At 66.8% G+C, this 16524-nt stretch carries 12 protein-coding genes; 10 read left to right on the top strand and 2 right to left on the bottom strand.

From position 1 onward, the window contains the following. Nucleotides 1–44: 44 nt before the first annotated feature. From ACFXP9_RS13390 to ACFXP9_RS13345, 10 genes are all read left to right on the top strand, one after another. Nucleotides 45–212, top strand: a complete 168-nt coding sequence (locus ACFXP9_RS13390; protein ID WP_459253783.1) for a DUF7697 family protein — start codon at nucleotides 45–47, stop codon at nucleotides 210–212. Beyond that, the gene (locus ACFXP9_RS13385) at nucleotides 205–2664 is read left to right on the top strand and encodes a phage tail tape measure C-terminal domain-containing protein (RefSeq protein ID WP_397209193.1); all 2460 of its coding nucleotides are present in this window, start codon (nucleotides 205–207) and stop codon (nucleotides 2662–2664) included. The genes ACFXP9_RS13390 and ACFXP9_RS13385 overlap by 8 nt, the downstream gene beginning before the upstream one ends. After that, complete coding sequence (locus ACFXP9_RS13380) at nucleotides 2664–3290, top strand: phage distal tail protein, Rcc01695 family (RefSeq protein WP_397209194.1); 627 nt, start codon at nucleotides 2664–2666, stop codon at nucleotides 3288–3290. Before ACFXP9_RS13385 ends, ACFXP9_RS13380 begins: the two co-directional genes overlap by 1 nt. Then, nucleotides 3287–4171: a DUF2163 domain-containing protein gene (locus ACFXP9_RS13375; protein WP_397209195.1), complete on the top strand. Its 885-nt coding sequence runs from the start codon at nucleotides 3287–3289 to the stop codon at nucleotides 4169–4171. Before ACFXP9_RS13380 ends, ACFXP9_RS13375 begins: the two co-directional genes overlap by 4 nt. Beyond that, nucleotides 4168–4602 (top strand): NlpC/P60 family protein, encoded by a 435-nt coding sequence (locus tag ACFXP9_RS13370; RefSeq protein WP_397209196.1) that lies wholly within the window; start codon nucleotides 4168–4170, stop codon nucleotides 4600–4602. The genes ACFXP9_RS13375 and ACFXP9_RS13370 overlap by 4 nt, the downstream gene beginning before the upstream one ends. Before the next feature lie 9 nt (nucleotides 4603–4611). Next, complete coding sequence (locus ACFXP9_RS13365) at nucleotides 4612–8529, top strand: baseplate multidomain protein megatron (RefSeq protein WP_397210278.1); 3918 nt, start codon at nucleotides 4612–4614, stop codon at nucleotides 8527–8529. 10 nt (nucleotides 8530–8539) lie between these two features. After that, nucleotides 8540–10462 (top strand): DUF2793 domain-containing protein, encoded by a 1923-nt coding sequence (locus tag ACFXP9_RS13360; protein WP_397209198.1) that lies wholly within the window; start codon nucleotides 8540–8542, stop codon nucleotides 10460–10462. 31 nt (nucleotides 10463–10493) lie between these two features. Beyond that, nucleotides 10494–10802 carry a hypothetical protein gene (locus ACFXP9_RS13355; RefSeq protein ID WP_397209199.1) on the top strand — a complete coding sequence of 103 codons (309 nt, stop codon included), beginning with the start codon at nucleotides 10494–10496 and terminating at the stop codon, nucleotides 10800–10802. A gap of 74 nt (nucleotides 10803–10876) precedes the next feature. Next, a complete protein-coding gene (locus ACFXP9_RS13350; protein ID WP_397209205.1) occupies nucleotides 10877–11551 on the top strand; it encodes a YcbK family protein in 675 nt (224 codons plus the stop codon). Next, nucleotides 11548–11793, top strand: coding sequence for a hypothetical protein (locus ACFXP9_RS13345; RefSeq protein WP_397209200.1), 246 nt, complete (start codon nucleotides 11548–11550; stop codon nucleotides 11791–11793). The genes ACFXP9_RS13350 and ACFXP9_RS13345 overlap by 4 nt, the downstream gene beginning before the upstream one ends. A gap of 353 nt (nucleotides 11794–12146) precedes the next feature. Here the strand turns inward: ACFXP9_RS13345 and ACFXP9_RS13340 are convergent, their stop codons facing one another. Further along, on the bottom strand, nucleotides 12147–13463 hold the full coding sequence (locus tag ACFXP9_RS13340) for an McrC family protein (RefSeq protein WP_397209201.1): 1317 nt from the start codon (nucleotides 13461–13463) through the stop codon (nucleotides 12147–12149). After that, entirely contained in the window at nucleotides 13463–16168 is a 2706-nt protein-coding gene (locus tag ACFXP9_RS13335; RefSeq protein WP_397209202.1) for an McrB family protein, read from the bottom strand. The genes ACFXP9_RS13340 and ACFXP9_RS13335 overlap by 1 nt, the downstream gene beginning before the upstream one ends. Nucleotides 16169–16524: the final 356 nt, after the last annotated feature.

The raw sequence follows: 16524 nt of genomic DNA, 5'->3' as shown, positions 1-16524 counted from the left end.
AGGGCTGGCAGGTCTGGGACCTGACCCAGCGCCTCGGCGGCCAGTTGCGCATCGCGCCGGGGGCGGTCGTCGGATGGGACATGGGCGCTGCCCTCGCGCTGGCGAGCGCCTTGGGCGTCAACGCCCTGATCGCCGCGGAACTGCTGCCCGAGCTCGAGGCGGTGATGGTGCGCAAACTGAACGAGCAGATGGAAGGACGCCGGAATGGCTGAGAAGAAGGTCTCCGTCCGCCTCGTGGCGGAGGGCGGACGCCGCGTGCGCGCCGAGCTGGAGGGGATCGGGGATGCCGGTGCCCGTGGCTTCGGCCGCCTGTCGCGCGAGATGGAACTGGCCAACACCCGTCTGGCCGCCTTTGCACACCGGGCCGGTCTCGCTCTCGGCGCGGCTGCTGCCGCCACGGCTTCGCTAGGCTTGATCGTCCGTTCGACGGCCGAGAGCGCCGCCCAGATCCGGCAATTCGCGCAGGTCGCCAATGCCACACCGGAAGCCCTGCAGCGCTGGTCGGCCGGGGCGCGGACGGTCGGGATCGAACAGGAGAAGCTGGCCGACATCCTGAAAGACGTGAACGACCGTGTCGGCGATTTCCTTCAGACTGGCGGCGGGCCGATGGCGGACTTCTTCGAGAACGTGGCCCCGCGCGTGGGCGTCACGGCCGACCAGTTCGCGCGTCTGTCGGGGCCGGAGGCGCTGCAGCTTTACGTGGACACGTTGGAACGGGCAGGCCTGAGCCAGCAGGAAATGACCTTCTATCTGGAGGCGATGGCATCGGACGCCACACGCTTGCTGCCGCTGCTGCGGAACGGTGGGGCGGAGATGGCCCGACTTGGGGATCAGGCGTCCGACCTTGGGGCTGTGCTGGACGGCGATGCGCTGGAAGCGCTGCGCCGCACGCAACTCGCGCTGGGCACCGTATCCCTCGTGTTCGATGGCCTTCGGAACCGTCTCGCCGTCGCTGTAGCACCGACCATCGAGGCACTGGCGAACGCCTTCGTGGCCCTTGCCTCCGATGGCGGCATCCTGCGCTCGGCCATCGACGGGCTGATCGGCAACCTTGGAAGGCTGGCGTCCTATGCCGCGACCTTCGCTGCTGTCATGGCGGGGCGCTGGGTCGCGGGTCTCGCCGCCGCTGCTTTGTCGGTGCGCGGTCTCGCCACCGCTCTGGTGTTCCTCCGCGGGGCACTGATCCGCACCGGCATCGGGGCTCTTATCGTCGGCGCAGGCGAACTGGTCCATCAGTTCTCGCAACTGGTGGCCCGGGTCGGCGGGGTGGGCGAGGCGTTTCGGCTGCTGAGCGATCTGGCCCGCGAAGTCTGGTCCCGCATCGGCCTGTCGCTGGACGCGGCCCTCGCGCGGATGGCGGCAGGGTGGGAGGGGCTGAAGGCGGCCGGTCTCTCGGCGCTGGAAGGCACCATCGCAGGTGTCGTCAGTTTCGGTGACCGGACGGCCGCGATCTTCCAAGGCGCCTATGACGCTGCCGTCGCCATCTGGGGCAGTCTGCCCGGTGCCATCGGCGATTTCGCTTTCCAGGCTGCGAACGGGCTGATCTCCGGCGTCGAGGCGATGCTGAACGGCGTCGTCACCCGCATCAACAGCTTCATTGAGACCCTGAACGCGGCGCTGGCCTTGCTGCCAGAGTGGGCCACCGGCGAAGGGGGCGTTCGGATCGGCATCCTTGACCCTGTAGAGCTGGGGCGTATCGGCAATCCCTTCGAGGGGGCTGCAACGGCCGCAGGGGCTGCGGCGGCGGATGCCTTCACGGCCGCCTTGTCGCGAACCTATCTCGAGCCGCCTGACCTCGGCCTCGGGGCCATGGCCGATGACGCCCTCGCTCGGGCCGATGGGTTCCGCGAAGCGGCAGGCATGCTCGCCGATGCCGCCGGTCGGCCGCTCGCCAACTGGCAGGCGCTGAAGGATGCGGTGACCGGCACGGGGACGGAGGCCGAGACCGCGCTGGCGGATGCGGCTGGCGCGGCCGACGCCCTTGCGTCCGGCCTGAACGACACCGCTACTGCAGCCGAAGGAGCAGGCGGCGCAGCGCGCGAGGCTGGGGCCGCTGCGGCCGAGGGTGCGGAGACCGCTCTGACCGGCTGGCAGGCCGTCACCGCCGCACTCGCCGACTATGCTGCAAGGGCGCGCGACATCGGCGGGGATATCGGCAGCGCGCTGGTCGGCGCGTTTCAGAGCGCCGAGAATGCCATCGGTGACTTCGTGAAGACCGGAAAGCTCGACTTCCGCGATCTGGTCACGTCGATGATCGCTGATCTCGCGAAGCTCGCCGCCCGGCGCTTCATCCTCGGCCCCATCGCGAATGCACTCTCCGGCGCGCTGGGCGGGGCGGGCGGGATCTTCGCCAACATCCTGCATGCGGGCGGCATGGTCGGCGCCCCCGGTCCCGGCCGGATGGTCCCGGCCCTGGCCTTCGCGGGTGCGCCCCGAATGCACAACGGGGGCTGGGCCGGGCTGCGGCCCGACGAGGTGCCCGCGATCCTGCAGCGGGGCGAGCGGGTCCTTTCCCGGCGCGAGGCGGCAGGGTTCGGCCAGTTGGGCGCGTCCACCGTCAATGTCGCGATCAACGCCCGCGACGCCGAGAGCTTCCGCCAGTCGCGCACGCAGGTCGCCAGCGACATTGCCCGGGCAGTCTCGCTGGGCCGGAGGGGGATGTAATGGCGTTTCACGAGGTCCGGTTTCCGGACAACATCAGCCGCGGGGCGCGGGGCGGCCCCGAGCGGCGTACACAGATCGTCGAACTGGCAAGCGGGGCCGAAGAGCGCAATGCCAGCTGGGCCAATTCGCGCCGCCGCTACGACGTCGCCTATGGCATCCGCCGTGCCGACGATCTGGCGGCCGTCGTCGCCTTCTTCGAGGCCCGCAACGGCCGCCTGCACGGCTTCCGTTTCAAGGACTGGGCCGATTTCAAGTCCTGCCTGCCATCGCAGACACCGAGCCCGATCAACCAGCCGATTGGCACCGGCAACGGATCGGCCACCCTGTTTCAACTGACCAAGCGCTACACTTCCGGCGCACAGTCCTGGACGCGAGCCATCACCAAGCCTGTCGCCGGAACCGTGACCATCGCCCTGAACGGCACGCCGCAAGCCTCCGGCTGGTCGGTTTCGACAACCACCGGCCTCATCACCTTCGCCACCGCCCCGGCCGCGGGCGTGGCCATCACTGCAGGCTTCGAGTTCGACGTCCCCGTCCGGTTCGACACCGACGCCCTCGACGTCACCCTCGACCTCGAACGCCTCGGCTCGATCACCTCGATCCCCCTCGTGGAAATCCGCGCATGAAGTCCCTGAACCCCTCGCTGCAGGCCCATCTCGACGACGGCACGACAACACTCGCCTGGTGCTGGCGCATCATTCGGGCCGACGGCGTGACCTTCGGCTTCACCGACCATGACCGGACGCTGTCGTTCGATGGCACCGATTTCGATCCGGAAAGCGGGCTGACCGCCTCCGAGGTGCGCTCGAGCTCCGACCTCTCGGTCGATGCGCAGGATGCCCAAGGGGTGCTGTCGTCGGACCGGATCACCGAGACCGACATCCTCGATGGCCGATGGGACAATGCAGCGGTCGAGGTCTGGCGGGTGAACTGGTCGGCCCCGGCGCAGCGCGTGCTTCTGCGCCGCGGGGCCATCGGCCAGATCCGGCGCGGGCGGCTGGCCTTCGTGGCGGAGGTGCGGTCGCTGGCCCATGTCCTAGGCCAGACGGTCGGGCGGACATTCCAGGCCAGCTGCGACGCCGCGCTGGGCGACGCGCGCTGCGGCGTGAACACCGATGCCCCGGCCTTCAAGGGCACAGGGGCGGTGATCGACGTGATGCTGGACCGGGCCTTTACCGCTTCCGGTCTCGCCCCCTTCGCGGCGGGCTGGTTCGCCTTCGGGCTTGTCGAATGGACCAGCGGCGCGAATGCCGGGCGGCGGGTCGAGGTGCTGTCGCATGACCTCGTCGACGGGGTGGCGATCCTGACTCTGCTCGAAGCCCCGGTGCGCCTGATCACGGCGACAGACACCTTCATTGTCCGCGCGGGCTGCGACAAGCGGATCGCGACCTGCGGGACGAAGTTCGCCAATATCTTGAACTTCCGGGGCTTCCCGCACATCCCCGGTCAGGACGCGGTCCTGCGTTACGCGACGAAGGACGGCGGCCATGAGGGAGCGGTGTTGTGAAGACCGCCGATCCATCCCTTGTCATCGCCGTCGCGCGGTCGTGGCTTGGCACGCCCTACCACGACCAGGCCAGCCTGCGCGGGGTCGGCTGCGACTGCCTCGGCCTTGCGCGCGGTGTCTGGCGCGAAGTCGTCGGCCCGGAGCCATTCCCGATCCCGCCCTACAGCCGGGATTGGGGCGAGACCGGCCCTCGCGAGGTGCTGGCGGACGGGGTGCGGCAGATGATGCCCGAGGTTCCGGTTCAGTTGGCGCGCTCCGGTGCGCTGATCCTGTTCCGGATGATGCCGCGCGCCATCGCCAAGCATGTAGGCATCCTGACCGGACCTGACACCTTCCTGCACGCCTATGAACGCCTCGGCGTGATCGAGGAACCGCTGACACCCGCATGGCGGCGCCGCATCGCCTTCGCTTTCCTGTTCCCTGCACGCTGAGAGTCTCCCATGGCCACGCTCGTCCTCGGTGCCGTCGGTTCCGCCATCGGTGGGGCATTTGGCGGCGCGATCCTCGGCTTTTCCGGTGCCGCCATCGGCGGTTTCATCGGCTCGACCATCGGTTCGGTGGTGGACAGCTGGATCGTGTCCTCGCTGGCTCCCGCGCAGAAGATCGAGGGCCAGCGGCTGGATTCCCTGCGCATCACCTCCGCCACCGAAGGGGCCATCATTCCCCGCCTCTACGGCCGCATGCGTATCGGTGGCAACATCATCTGGGCGACCGATTTCCGCGAGGAGACGAAGACTACGACACAGGGTGGCGGCAAGGGCGGCGGGGGCGGCCGGGTCCAGACGACCGAGTATCTGTACTATGCGTCCTTCGCTGTCGCCTTGTGTGAAGGCCCAATCACCGGCATCGGCCGTGTCTGGGCCGACGGCAAGCCGCTCGACATGACCGGCATGACATGGCGCTGGTATCCGGGGAACGAGACCCAGACGGCTGACCCGTTCATTGCGGCGAAGATGGGGGCGGCCAACACTCCCGCCTATCGCGGCACGGCCTACGTCGTCTTCGAGGAACTGCCGCTTTCCACCTATGGCAACCGCCTGCCGCAGCTCAGCTTCGAGGTGTTCCGGCCCTTGGCCGATCCCGACACGGCCGAGGGGCTGGTCAAGGCCGTCACCATGATCCCCGCCTCGGGCGAGTTCACCTATGCGACCGAGGCTGTCCGCAAGACCGTGGGCGCATCCACCACGGTCTTCGGCCAGACCACCGGCGGCACAACCTCGGCCGAGAACCTCAACGCGCTGCCGGATGAGGCCGACATCGTCGTGGCGCTGGACCGGCTCCAGGCCATGGCCCCTGCAGTCGAGAGCGTCAGCCTTGTCGTCGCCTGGTTCGGCAATGATCTGCGCGCGGGCAACTGTACGATCAAGCCCGGCGTCGAGGTGGCGACAAAGGTCACCAGCCCCAAGGTCTGGACGGTCAACGGGGTTTCCCGCGCTGCAGCCCATCTCGTCAGCCGGGATGCCGAGGACCGACCAGTCTACGGCGGGACACCTGCCGACTTCGCGGTGGTGCAGGCCATCCGCGAGATGAGGGCGCGCGGGCTGCGGGTGACGTTCTATCCCTTCCTCCTGATGGACGTGCCGCCCGGCAACACGCTGCCGAACCCCTACTCGAACAACGCCGCCACACTGGTCCAGCCTTCCTTCCCCTGGCGCGGCCGGATCACCTGTTCTCCTGCGCCGGGATATGTCGGGACCGCGGACAAGACCGCCGCCGCTGCCACGCAGGTCTCTGGCTTCTTCGGTACAGCCACCCTGGCGCAGTTCGCAGTATCGGGCGACAACGTGAACTGGACCGGCCCTGCGGGTGACTGGGGCCTGAGGCGCATGATCCTGCACTACGCCCATCTCTGCGCGGCGGCAGGCGGGGTCGATGCCTTCCTGATCGGCACCGAGATGCGCGGCCTGACGACGATCCGGTCCAGCGCCAGTGCCTATCCGGCCGTGACGGCCTTCAAGGCGTTGGCGGCTGACGTGAAGGCGATCCTCGGGCCGGGCACCAAGATCGGATACGCTTCGGACTGGTCGGAGTATTTCGGCCACCAGCCGGGCGATGGAACAGGGGACGTGTTCTTCCACCTCGACCCGCTCTGGTCGGATGCCAACATCGACTTCATCGGCATCGATAACTACATGCCGCTCTCGGACTGGCGCGACGGGTTCGACCATGCAGACGCCCTTCAAGGCTGGCCCGCCATCCATGACCGGGCCTACCTGCAGGCGAACATCGCCGGTGGCGAAGGCTTCGACTGGTTCTACGCCAGCGCCGCCGACCGCTCGGCCCAGATCCGCACCCCAATCACCGATGGCACCGCGGGCAAGCCTTGGGTGTTCCGCTACAAGGATCTGCGCGCATGGTGGTCGAACCCGCATTTCAACCGGCCGGGCGGGGTCGAGAGCGGCACGCCGACCGCATGGGTGCCGCAGTCGAAGCCGGTGTGGTTCACCGAACTGGGGTGCCCCGCCATCGACCGGGGCACGAACCAGCCCAACGTCTTCTTCGACCCGAAGTCGTCCGAAAGCTTCACGCCCTTCTTCTCGCGCGGCTGGCGCGACGATGCGATCCAGCGCGCCTATCTCGAGGCGAGCTACCTCTGGTGGGGCCAGGGCGCGAACAACCCGACCTCATCCGTCTATGGTGGCCGGATGGTGCATGTTCAGGAATGCGCCGCCTGGACTTGGGATGCACGACCCTATCCGTTCTTTCCCGAACTGACCGGGGTCTGGACGGATGGTCCGAACTGGCGCCTTGGCCACTGGCTGACGGGTCGTTTGGGCGCGGTGTCGCTGGCGGCCCTCGTGCGCCACCTGTGCCTGCGAGCGGGCCTCGACGAGGCATTCATCGACGTTTCCGGCCTCTGGGGCGCGGTCGAGACCGAGGGCGTCATCCGCTTCGTCATGCGCGGGCGGGCGTCCAGCCTCTCCTTGACAGTGGATGATCTGGTGGCCAGTCGTGAGGGCGAAGCCTTCGAACTGACCCGTGGTCAGGAGACCGAACTGCCGCAGGCCCTGAAGTGGCAGGTCGCCCGCGCCGACGAGGACTATGATGCCGCCCTCGTGGAAGCGCGGCGCATCACTGTCGACACGACGCGCATCGCGTCCGAGAGCTTCCCGATGGCGATCCCGCCCGAGGAGGCCGAACGCCGCTGCCGCCGTGCGCTGATGGAAGCCTGGATCGGTCGGGAAAGCGCCACCTTCCGCCTGCCACCCTCGCGGCTCGCCCTCGACCCTGCCGACGTGATCCGGCTCGCGCATGACGGCCGGGAGGTCGAGTTCCGGCTGGTGTCCGTCGCTGATGCCGAGGCGCGCGGGATCGAGGCCGTCCGTCAGGACCGGGCCGCCTACGATCTGCCACCCGGTGATCCCCGCCCGGCCTCGCTCGCCAGCCCCGTCGTCTTCGGCACGCCCGAGGTGGTGATGCTGGACCTGCCGCAGATCACCGAGGACCAGCCCGCCCATCGCCCCCTGATCGCCGCCCATGCCAGCCCTTGGCCGGGCGAGATCGCGGTGTTCCGGAGCGCCTCGACGGATGGGTTCTCGTTGCTGACGACCTTCGGGAGTCGGGCCCGGATCGGCACCTTGGCTTTCGACTTCTTTCCGGGCCCCGCCTCCCGCTTCGATCTGGGCAATGCGCTGGTGGTCGATCTGCTGTCTGGGACGCTGGAAAGCGTGACGGACGTTGCGCTGTTCGGCGGGGCCAATGCGGTAGCCGTCGAGACAGCGGCGGGCCTTTGGGAGATCGTCCAGGCGGGTGCGGCCGAACTGATCGCGCCCGGCCGTTATCACCTGACCCGCCTGCTGCGTGGTCAACGAGGGACAGAACATGCGATGGGCAACCCGGCCCCGGCAGGGGCGCGGGTCGTGGTGCTGGACGCGACACTGGCCTCCCTATCCATCGCCGAGGCTGACCTCGGTCTGCCGTGGAACTGGCGGGTGGGCCCGGCCGCGCGTTCTGTCATGGATGACAGCTACGCCGCGCTGGGCTTCACCCCGACCGGGCGGGGCCTTGTCCCCTTCGCGCCGGTGCATGTCGAACAGCCATGGCGGGTCGCGCGCAACCCGGGCGATCTGACCATCCGCTGGATGCGCCGATCCCGCGCGCTCGTGGCCAATGCCTGGGAGCAGGTCGAGGTGCCGCTGGCCGAGGACGTGGAAAGCTATGATGTGCAGATCCTCGACGGGGCCGCCGTCAAGCGAACGCTGACCAGCAGCACGACCTCCGTCCTCTACCCCGCCGCCCAGCAGACCGCCGATTGGGGCGCGCCGCTTGGGCCCGGCCAGACGCTGGCGATCCGCATCTACCAGCTTTCGAACCGCCTCGGCCGCGGCACGCCTGCGGCCGTGACCCTCCAGTTCTGACGGGAACCCCATGTCCGACACCACGACCCATCTGGGCCTGCCATACCTTCTGGCGGCCCAAGCTCAGAAGCATGTCACCCACAACGAGGCGCTGCGCCTGCTCGACGCCATGGTGCAGCTGTCGGTCCTCGACCGTACGCGCACCGCGCCCCCGGCCAGCCCGGTCGACGGCAACCGGCATCTGGTGGCCTCGGGCGCGACCGGCCTCTGGACAGGATGGGACCTGAACATCGCCTTCTGGGTGGACGGCGCATGGATCCGGCTGGTGCCGCGCACTGGCTGGCTCACTTGGGTCGCGGCGGAAGGCCTGTTCCTTGTCTGGACTGGCAGCGCCTGGGAAGTGGTGGGCGAGCCGCGCGACGTCTCGGACGCCGTGTTCAGCCTGGTGAATGATGCGGACCCGACGAAGAAGGCGACCTTTTCGCTGGCGGGGATCAGCTCCGGGACCACGCGCAGCTTCACGCTTCCCAACACCTCGTCCGAACTGGCGATCCTTGCGGGCACTCAAACCTTCACTGGCAACAAGACGTTTTCGGGGACTCTGACGGCGTCCGGGACCGTCACTGTCTCGGCGGCCAGCGCCGCGATCGGCACGGCCACGACGACCGCCACCTACGGGATGGGCACCGGGGCGACGACCACCGGCGTCACGAAGACGGTGAACATCGGCACTGGCGGCGCGTCCGGGTCGACCACCGTCGTGAACATCGGCTCGGCCACCGCTGGCGCGGGCGGCACGACGGTGGTGAACACGCCCACGGTCACCTTCGCCAATGCCGTGACGCAGGTCGGCATGCCCCAGGCAAACCTGACCGCCCAGCTTCTGGGTCTCGGCGGGGCGACGGCCGACAGCTTCAACCGCCTGTCGATCAACACGCCTGCGGTCCTTCTGAACAACGCAGGCGCGGGCATCGAAGCCACGGTGAACAAGGCCGCCGCAGGGAATGACGCTGCCTTCGCCTTCAAGACCGGCTTCTCGGCCCGTGCCCTGATCGGCCTCTTGGGCAATGACGACTTCAGCTTCAAGGTCAGCCCGGATGGCTCGGCCTTCTTCGACGCGATCCGCATTGACCGGACCAACGGCCAAGTGGAACTGCCGCAGCCGACAATCCTGTCGGGGCTCTCGGCCGCGCCGACTCCGCCGCCCGCAGGCAAAGCCGCTGTGTACGCGCGCACCCGCGCCGGTGCGCCGTGGATCGACGTGATGCGCCCCTCCGGCCGGGATTTCCCCCTGCAGCCCCACTTCGGGGTGAACCGCATCGCCAACTGGTCCCCCTCCGTCAGCACCACGATCACGACCGAGGGCCTGCCGATCACCTCGGTTGGCACGGTCTCCCACCCGACGCTCGCCGCCACGAACCTTGCTGCATCAATGCGGCGCTGGCGACTGACTTCCGCGGCCGTCGTGGACTCGGTGGCCGATCAGCGCTCCGCTGGCTGGGCCTGCTGGCGCGGCAACGCGGCGGGCCTCGGCGGCTGGACCTTCGTCACGCGGATTTCGCTGACGACGCTGCAGTCGACCGGGATGGGGTTCTTTGGCCTCTACGGTTCTACCGCCGCGCTGGCCACCACCCTGACGCTGGCGGCCGCCATCAACTGCATCGGCATCGGCTTCCAGCGCGGGACGCACACCCGCTGGCAACTGGTCGCGAACGACGGCACCGGGGCGCCGACGCTCACCGACATGGGCGCGTCCTTCGCCATCGCCACAGGCGGCGTGCTGACGCTCTTCATCGCCACCGCGCCGAATGGCAGTTCGGTCTGGGTGCGCGTCGTCGACGAGGTCTCAGGCGCGATCTTCGAGCAGGAGATCACCACCGACCTGCCCGCCGCGACGCAATTCCTGTCGCCGCGGCTGTTCCTGAACACCGGCGCGACTGCCGCCGCCGTCGCCTACGACTGCGCCGGGGTCTACCTCGAAACCGACTTCTGAACCGCAGGACCGCGATAGCGAAAGGACCATCATGAACGACCAGACCACTCTCGCCGGGGAGGTCGCGCGGGCCTTTCGGGACCACGGGATCACCGCCGCGCTGACCGCCCTTATCGGCGGTACAATGGCCCTGATCGCGGCGATCACGCGCAAAGCCTTCACCAACGAGGCCCTGCTGGACCGCCTCGACCGCGAACTGGTCGCCGACCGGGACCGCATCGACCGCCAGCGCAGCGAGGATCGCAAGGCCGATGGCGACCGCCTCGACCGGATCGAAACGGACATCCGCTCGATGCGGGACATGCTCTTCGACGCCTTCCAGCGCGGCCGATCTGACTGAGCGCCTGGCGACCACACCACCACGACCACATCCCCCGCCCCAGAGGCGGGGTTTTTTCATCTGGAGGATCCACCATACCCACCTTGACCTACCCCAACTGGCGCGACGTGCCCGCCAACACCTGGCGCTGGCCGAACTTCTCGGCCGCCGAGATCGCCTGCCGCGGCACGGGCGCGCTGAAGATCAACACCGAGGCCATGGACAAGCTCCAAGCCCTGCGCGACCGGCTGGGCAAGCCGCTGATCATCCGCTCCGCCTATCGCAGCCCGGAACACAATCGCGCCGTGGGCGGGGCCCCGGCCTCGAAGCACATGCAGGGCACCGCTTTCGACATCGCCATGGCGAACCACGATCCTGCGGCGTTCGAGGCGGCGGCGCGGACTGTGGGTTTCCTCGGCTTCGGATACTATCCGCGGTCGGGCTTCATGCACATCGACCTCGGTCCCGCTCGGTTCTGGGGCGATCCCTTCCAGGCCCGGCCCGTGCCCTTCGCGCCTGAACTGCTGCCTGCACGCGAGGTTCTGGCCGAAAGCCGCACCCTGCGCGGTGGGGGCGCTGCGGGTGCGGCGACGGTCGGCGCGGCCGGGGTGGAGGTGCTGCAGGACGTTCTTGCCGAGACCCAGTCCACGATCCAGCCGCTGGTGCCCTACCTCGACACCCTGCGTTGGGTGCTGATCGCCATCGCCCTGATCGGCATCGCCGTCACGATCCACGCGCGACTGGACGATTGGAAACGAGGCCAGCGGTGATCGGTTGGCTCCTGACCCACGGCCTGGCGCGCAAAGCGCTGGGCCTGATCCTCACCTCTGCAGCGATCCTGCTGTTCCTTCTGAACCTGCGCCGCGCCGGGGAACGCGCTGGGCGCACGGCCGAACGGCTTGATGCCCGAGAGAGAAACGATGCCATCCACCGCCAGATGCTTGACGCCGCCGCCCGCCGCCCTCCTGATCGTGATGCTCTGGCTGACCGGCTGCGCGATGGCAGGTTCTGAAGCCCGCGCGCCCTGCCCGCCGGTGGTTGATTACTCCAGCGCTGATCAGGCTCGGGCCGCCGATGAGGTCGAGGGGCTACCGGGAGAGGCTGTCATCGTCCGGATGCTCGGCGATTACGCCGTGTTGCGCGATCAGGCACGGGCGTGCAGGTGAAATCCGAGCCGGGCGAAGCCTGCCACGAGGCAAGCGCCAGACGCCTCGACCGCGGCGCATCGCCCGGCCCGGTTCATGGATTCACGATGTCAACGAGCAGCAGGGATTCGCTGCGGGTTGATGATGTCAGATGCTGCCCTGCCTGTCCCGCGCAGCGATGGGCACAATTGTGCACCTGGCAGGGGCTTGCCCTTCGACCTTACGGTAGTGCGGGGGCCATTTCTTCGAAGCCAGTTAGGATCCGGCCACGAATGCGATCCACCAGGTCGGCGCCAGTGGAGATGTCGAAGCTCGCCGTTTCCAGCACTGTCTCCTGACCCGTCACCCGAAACCGCGCGCGGATCCCCTCTGCATCGCCGAGGGCCATGTGGTGGGGATAGAGCAGCGTCAGCCGCGGTGCCTTGTAGAGGTGGGCATAGGCCATCATCTGGTAGACGTCCGCCTGCGACACCCCCTGCTTAGGATCGTCGATCCGGGCGGAAATCCGCTTCCATTTGGTGTCGATCACATGGACGACCTGATCGGCCCGCTTGATCAAGATATCGGGCTTGGTCTGGAAGACCGTACGATCCTCATCAAGCGACGTCAGGCAGAACAGTCGGCCGCCCTGCAGGGTCACGCGGAACTCGGACCCCGCGAGCGCCCGCGTCACCAGACGGCCGATGTACTCCTCGAAGAGCGCGTTCATCTCAAACAGCAGGGCCGATCCCTGACCTGACCCGGCGCTGGTCGTCTGGTACCGGTTGCGCAGGAACAGTTGCGCCATTCCAAAGAGTTCCTGCCACGCGCTGTTCGTGCGGTCGATGACGACGTCGTCCCACCGCAGGGCGGGGACATGCACTTCCGCGACCTCGGCATAGACGAAGGCAAGTTCGCGCAGCCTCTGCACGTTCGTCGCATTGCGCGACATGCCCGCCAGATGCGCTATGGTCGCCTTCATGATGCGGTTGAGGGCGATATCCTCGGACAACTCATCATAGCGGCACGCCAGGCGGCCCGGGTTTGCGAGATGCCGCGTGAACTGACGCGGGATATCCAGCGATCCCCGCAAGGTCGGCAGGTCGTCGTCATGCAGGGTGTAACGCCGCGGCATGCCCCGCCGCACCGCCTCGGTCAGCTTGTCGCAAAAGATGCGGATCAGAATTTCCAGAAGCGTTTCGCGCTGCCAGTCGAGGTCGGTCATGCGTCCGGTCTCGACCTTCAGGTTGAGGGCCACTGCGAGCATGTGAACAAGGCGCTTGCGGATCTCGCGCGTCTCCTGGGACGAGCCTTCCTTTTCGCCGACGTCGATCTTCGGCAGGATTTCCAGCGTGCAGCCCGGCACCGCCAGAACGCCAACCACCCCGCGCGCCCGCAGGTCATGGCGCCGATCCTCCAGCACGCCACCGCCACCGCGCCCGGCGAAGGGGGATGCCTTGGCCAGTGCCACAAGGCGCTGGGCAAGATGTGGCGGGATGCATCCTTCCCCATCGCCATGGGGCACGGCCTCCCATTCGCGAACGGAGTAGGCGGGCATCAGGCCGCGAACTCGGAGAAGTCGAACTGGCCCTTCACCCGCCAGCGCAGCCGCTCGCCGCTGAAATCATCATCGGCAATTCCCGGCGGCGCAGTCAGGCGGCGCGCCTCCAGAAACCGGGACGGCCCCTGCGGGCCATCGCCCAGAACAGCGGCGACCTTCGACCAATCCTCGTAGAAATATTCGGACAGAAGCGGAATGACCTTGTGCCGCATGACGACCTCGACCTCTTCGGCAGACTTGCAACCAGTGAAATAGGCGTGCCCGATCTGGTGTTCGCGGTCGAAGAGATACTCGATGCGATCGTTGATCGTGGCCAGCAGCTTCTGCAGGTTGATCCCGCCGACATTCGGGGACAGGACTGAGGGGTTCGGCATCAGTTCCTTGAAGGTAAACCGACGGCGCAGGGCCGTATCCAGCAGCGCAATCGAGCGGTCGGCCGTGTTCATGGTGCCGATGATGTGCAGATTGGGCGGCACGCCGAAGGGCTTCTTCGAGTAGGGCAAGGTCAGCTGGATTTCGTCGCGCCGCCCGAGGCGCTTGTCCGGTTCCAGGAGCGTGATCAGTTCGCCGAAGACTTTCGAGATGTTGGCCCGGTTGATTTCGTCGATGATCAGGACATGCGCAGATGCGGTACTCTGCTCAACCCTGACCGTGGCGCCCGACGTCTGCAAGTCGCCATCCATTGGAGGGTTCCGCACCGCGGCAGTTGCGGAAGTCGCGTCTGCAGGCACCAACCAAGCCTGGTCCGGATGACTAGCCCATGTGGGCATGTTGTGTTTTTCCCAACCACCGGTCGGCTCAATACCCGTCTCTCGACCTGCTCGCACGAGGGCTTCACGATATTGCTGGAGGGAGAAACCCTGCGGGTGTTCCTCCGCCAGCTGTTGCGCGACATCCTGGGCAAGTTTTCGGAAGGTGCCATCGCGCACAGGCGGCAATTGCCCCACGGTGAACAGGCCTTTTTCCAAGGCGCGTTGGGGCTGAAAATCATTGTTGTCTGTGGCTTCTGTCGCGGGCGGTGCAGACGGAGCGACATCCGGCTCTTGGGCATCAGGCATCCCTGCAGTTGCATCTGCATCCTGCCGGTGGCTCGCAACATCCCTTGCACTGGCCTCTGCACGCCGAGCAACTCGCTGGAAAATCCCGGCAACAGGTTCAAGTCGAAAGCCTGCACTGTTTTCCGACGGCACCTCTCCGTCAACAGCGGGCCTCAACCCCTCGACGAATTCCTCGTATGACATCGACTGGTGGAAGGTCACGAACTCGATCCGGCCCTCGGACATCAAGCGCCGGTATTCCGCCATCAGCCGGTCGCGGTTCTTTTCACCTGAGAGGCCAGCGGCGACGTCCTCGCCCAGACAGAGGCGAACCGCCTCCCACGCCGTCTGGTAAGTCTTGCCGGTGCCGGGAGGTCCGTAGAGGATCAGGTTGGTCGTCTTGACCGCCGTCCAGGCAAATTGGTCCTGCGAGCGGGCTTCTGAATCTGCCATCGCGTTACCCTCTTTGTCCCCGGTATCGAGGGTGAATGTGAAAGTCGTCGTGCTGGACGGATTGGGCGTAGTCGACTGAAGCGTTGAGTAGCCCGCCATGTCTTTGAACTTCTTGCCACCCAAGGCGCTGCAAATTGTCGGAAAGGCATCTTGCTCGGAAATGTCGCGAGCTACGTCCCGCGCACGGATGGCCACTGAAGACATGTCAGCTTCGCGGGCAGGTGCGATGTAGTAATTGAGTGCGACCAAACGCACGCGGTCTGCCCCGCGCATCAGGTGGGTGTACTGCTCTGGCAGCGGCAGTGGTACGTCGTCTTGATCGACAATAATGTAGCCTGCCGCGTGGAGACGTGCGGCCGCATCATGTGGCTGACTCCATCCGCCAGTGAGTGCGTTTGACGCCTTGGACAGCAGGTACCCTACAATCGGCTTTGTCGGAAAGCGCCTGTCCTGGCGCGGGCGGGTCGACCGCACCCAATACTCGGATGGCGTGCCGAAGCTTGAGAACGCATCGGCATGGGCACCGGACGTGCGGAACTGGTCGTAGGCGTCCATCGCACCCTCGATCCGGTCGCGAGAGAAGGCTTCATCTCCGCCATTGGCACCCTTGCGAAGGATCTCATACCCAAGAGCCTCGAGTTTGGCGAAGGATTGCGCCTCCCCAAAACCGTTGAAGAATTCCTTGGCCGCGAGAGCACGACCATCGGGAAGATGCCCCACAGCTGCTGCGACAGTCGCCTTCGCCGGATAGGACTGCTCATTGCCCTCGTCGCTGACCCAGACCTGAGGGCTGGCAAAGCCACCGCGGGCGAGGAAGGCCTTAAGGCCCAAGCTATCACACTCCCGCATCGCCGCATCGATCTCCTTGCGGGTCAGGCGGTCGACCAATGCCTTGTGTTCTGCCTTGTCGGGCACATTGGACTGTTCGGTCAGGAAGGAATGGTAGAGTTTCAGGGCCTGCTGGAGGCTGGCCAGCCCCGTGCGCAAGACACCATCGATGGGGACGGGTGACGGGTTGGGGCGGTCTGCGCGTTCATCCTCGGCCGTGTAGGCAAACCGGTTGAGGATGCTGTCCCTATCCTCCTGCGCGAACAACTCATCTAGATCGCCCAGATACTGCTCCACGCGCTTGGCACTGCTCACGCGCGACGAAGCAGTCGCATCCGTTTGCCCCTGCGCAACCAACCACTTCCGGAACTCGTCCTGCTTCATCGCCTGCCCGTCCGTCTGCCTGAGAGGTGCTGATCCGAGGTCAGGAAGCCGAGGGCAAAATCCTTCGTCGTCAATTCACCGTCTAGAGAACCACGGGGGGATGATGGCGGGAAGCGGAATCGCGCGCAACTGCGAGTTGCCTGCTGCTGCCTGCGACTGCGTGATTATCCGTGCTGGTGCGGTTTTTCTGGTGTCGTGTTGATGTGGCGTTGATGTAGAGGGGAACACCAAAAACCCGACGGTTTGCGTCGGGTTCTAAGGGTCTGATATCTTGTGATATTTTGGTTGCGGGGGCAGGATTTGAACCTGCGACCTTCAGGTTATGAGCCTGACGAGCTACCGGGCTGCTCTACCCC

The sequence above is a fragment of the Paracoccus jiaweipingae genome (assembly GCF_044335505.1).
Taxonomy (GTDB): Bacteria; Pseudomonadota; Alphaproteobacteria; order Rhodobacterales; family Rhodobacteraceae; genus Paracoccus.
The sequence above is the reverse complement of the archived record's forward strand: the minus strand, read 5'-3'. Positions and strand labels throughout refer to the sequence as shown.

What these genes read in the sequence shown, in the direction of transcription:
- ACFXP9_RS13385 (WP_397209193.1), top strand. Translation starts at nt 205, where the DNA reads ATGGCTGAGAAGAAGGTCTCCGTCCGCCTCGTGGCGGAGGGCGGACGC.
- ACFXP9_RS13380 (WP_397209194.1), top strand. Translation starts at nt 2,664, where the DNA reads ATGGCGTTTCACGAGGTCCGGTTTCCGGACAACATCAGCCGCGGGGCG.
- ACFXP9_RS13375 (WP_397209195.1), top strand. Translation starts at nt 3,287, where the DNA reads ATGAAGTCCCTGAACCCCTCGCTGCAGGCCCATCTCGACGACGGCACG.
- ACFXP9_RS13365 (WP_397210278.1), top strand. Translation starts at nt 4,612, where the DNA reads ATGGCCACGCTCGTCCTCGGTGCCGTCGGTTCCGCCATCGGTGGGGCA.
- ACFXP9_RS13360 (WP_397209198.1), top strand. Translation starts at nt 8,540, where the DNA reads ATGTCCGACACCACGACCCATCTGGGCCTGCCATACCTTCTGGCGGCC.
- ACFXP9_RS13355 (WP_397209199.1), top strand. Translation starts at nt 10,494, where the DNA reads ATGAACGACCAGACCACTCTCGCCGGGGAGGTCGCGCGGGCCTTTCGG.
- ACFXP9_RS13340 (WP_397209201.1), bottom strand. Translation starts at nt 13,463, where the DNA reads ATGCCCGCCTACTCCGTTCGCGAATGGGAGGCCGTGCCCCATGGCGAT.
- ACFXP9_RS13335 (WP_397209202.1), bottom strand. Translation starts at nt 16,168, where the DNA reads ATGAAGCAGGACGAGTTCCGGAAGTGGTTGGTTGCGCAGGGGCAAACG.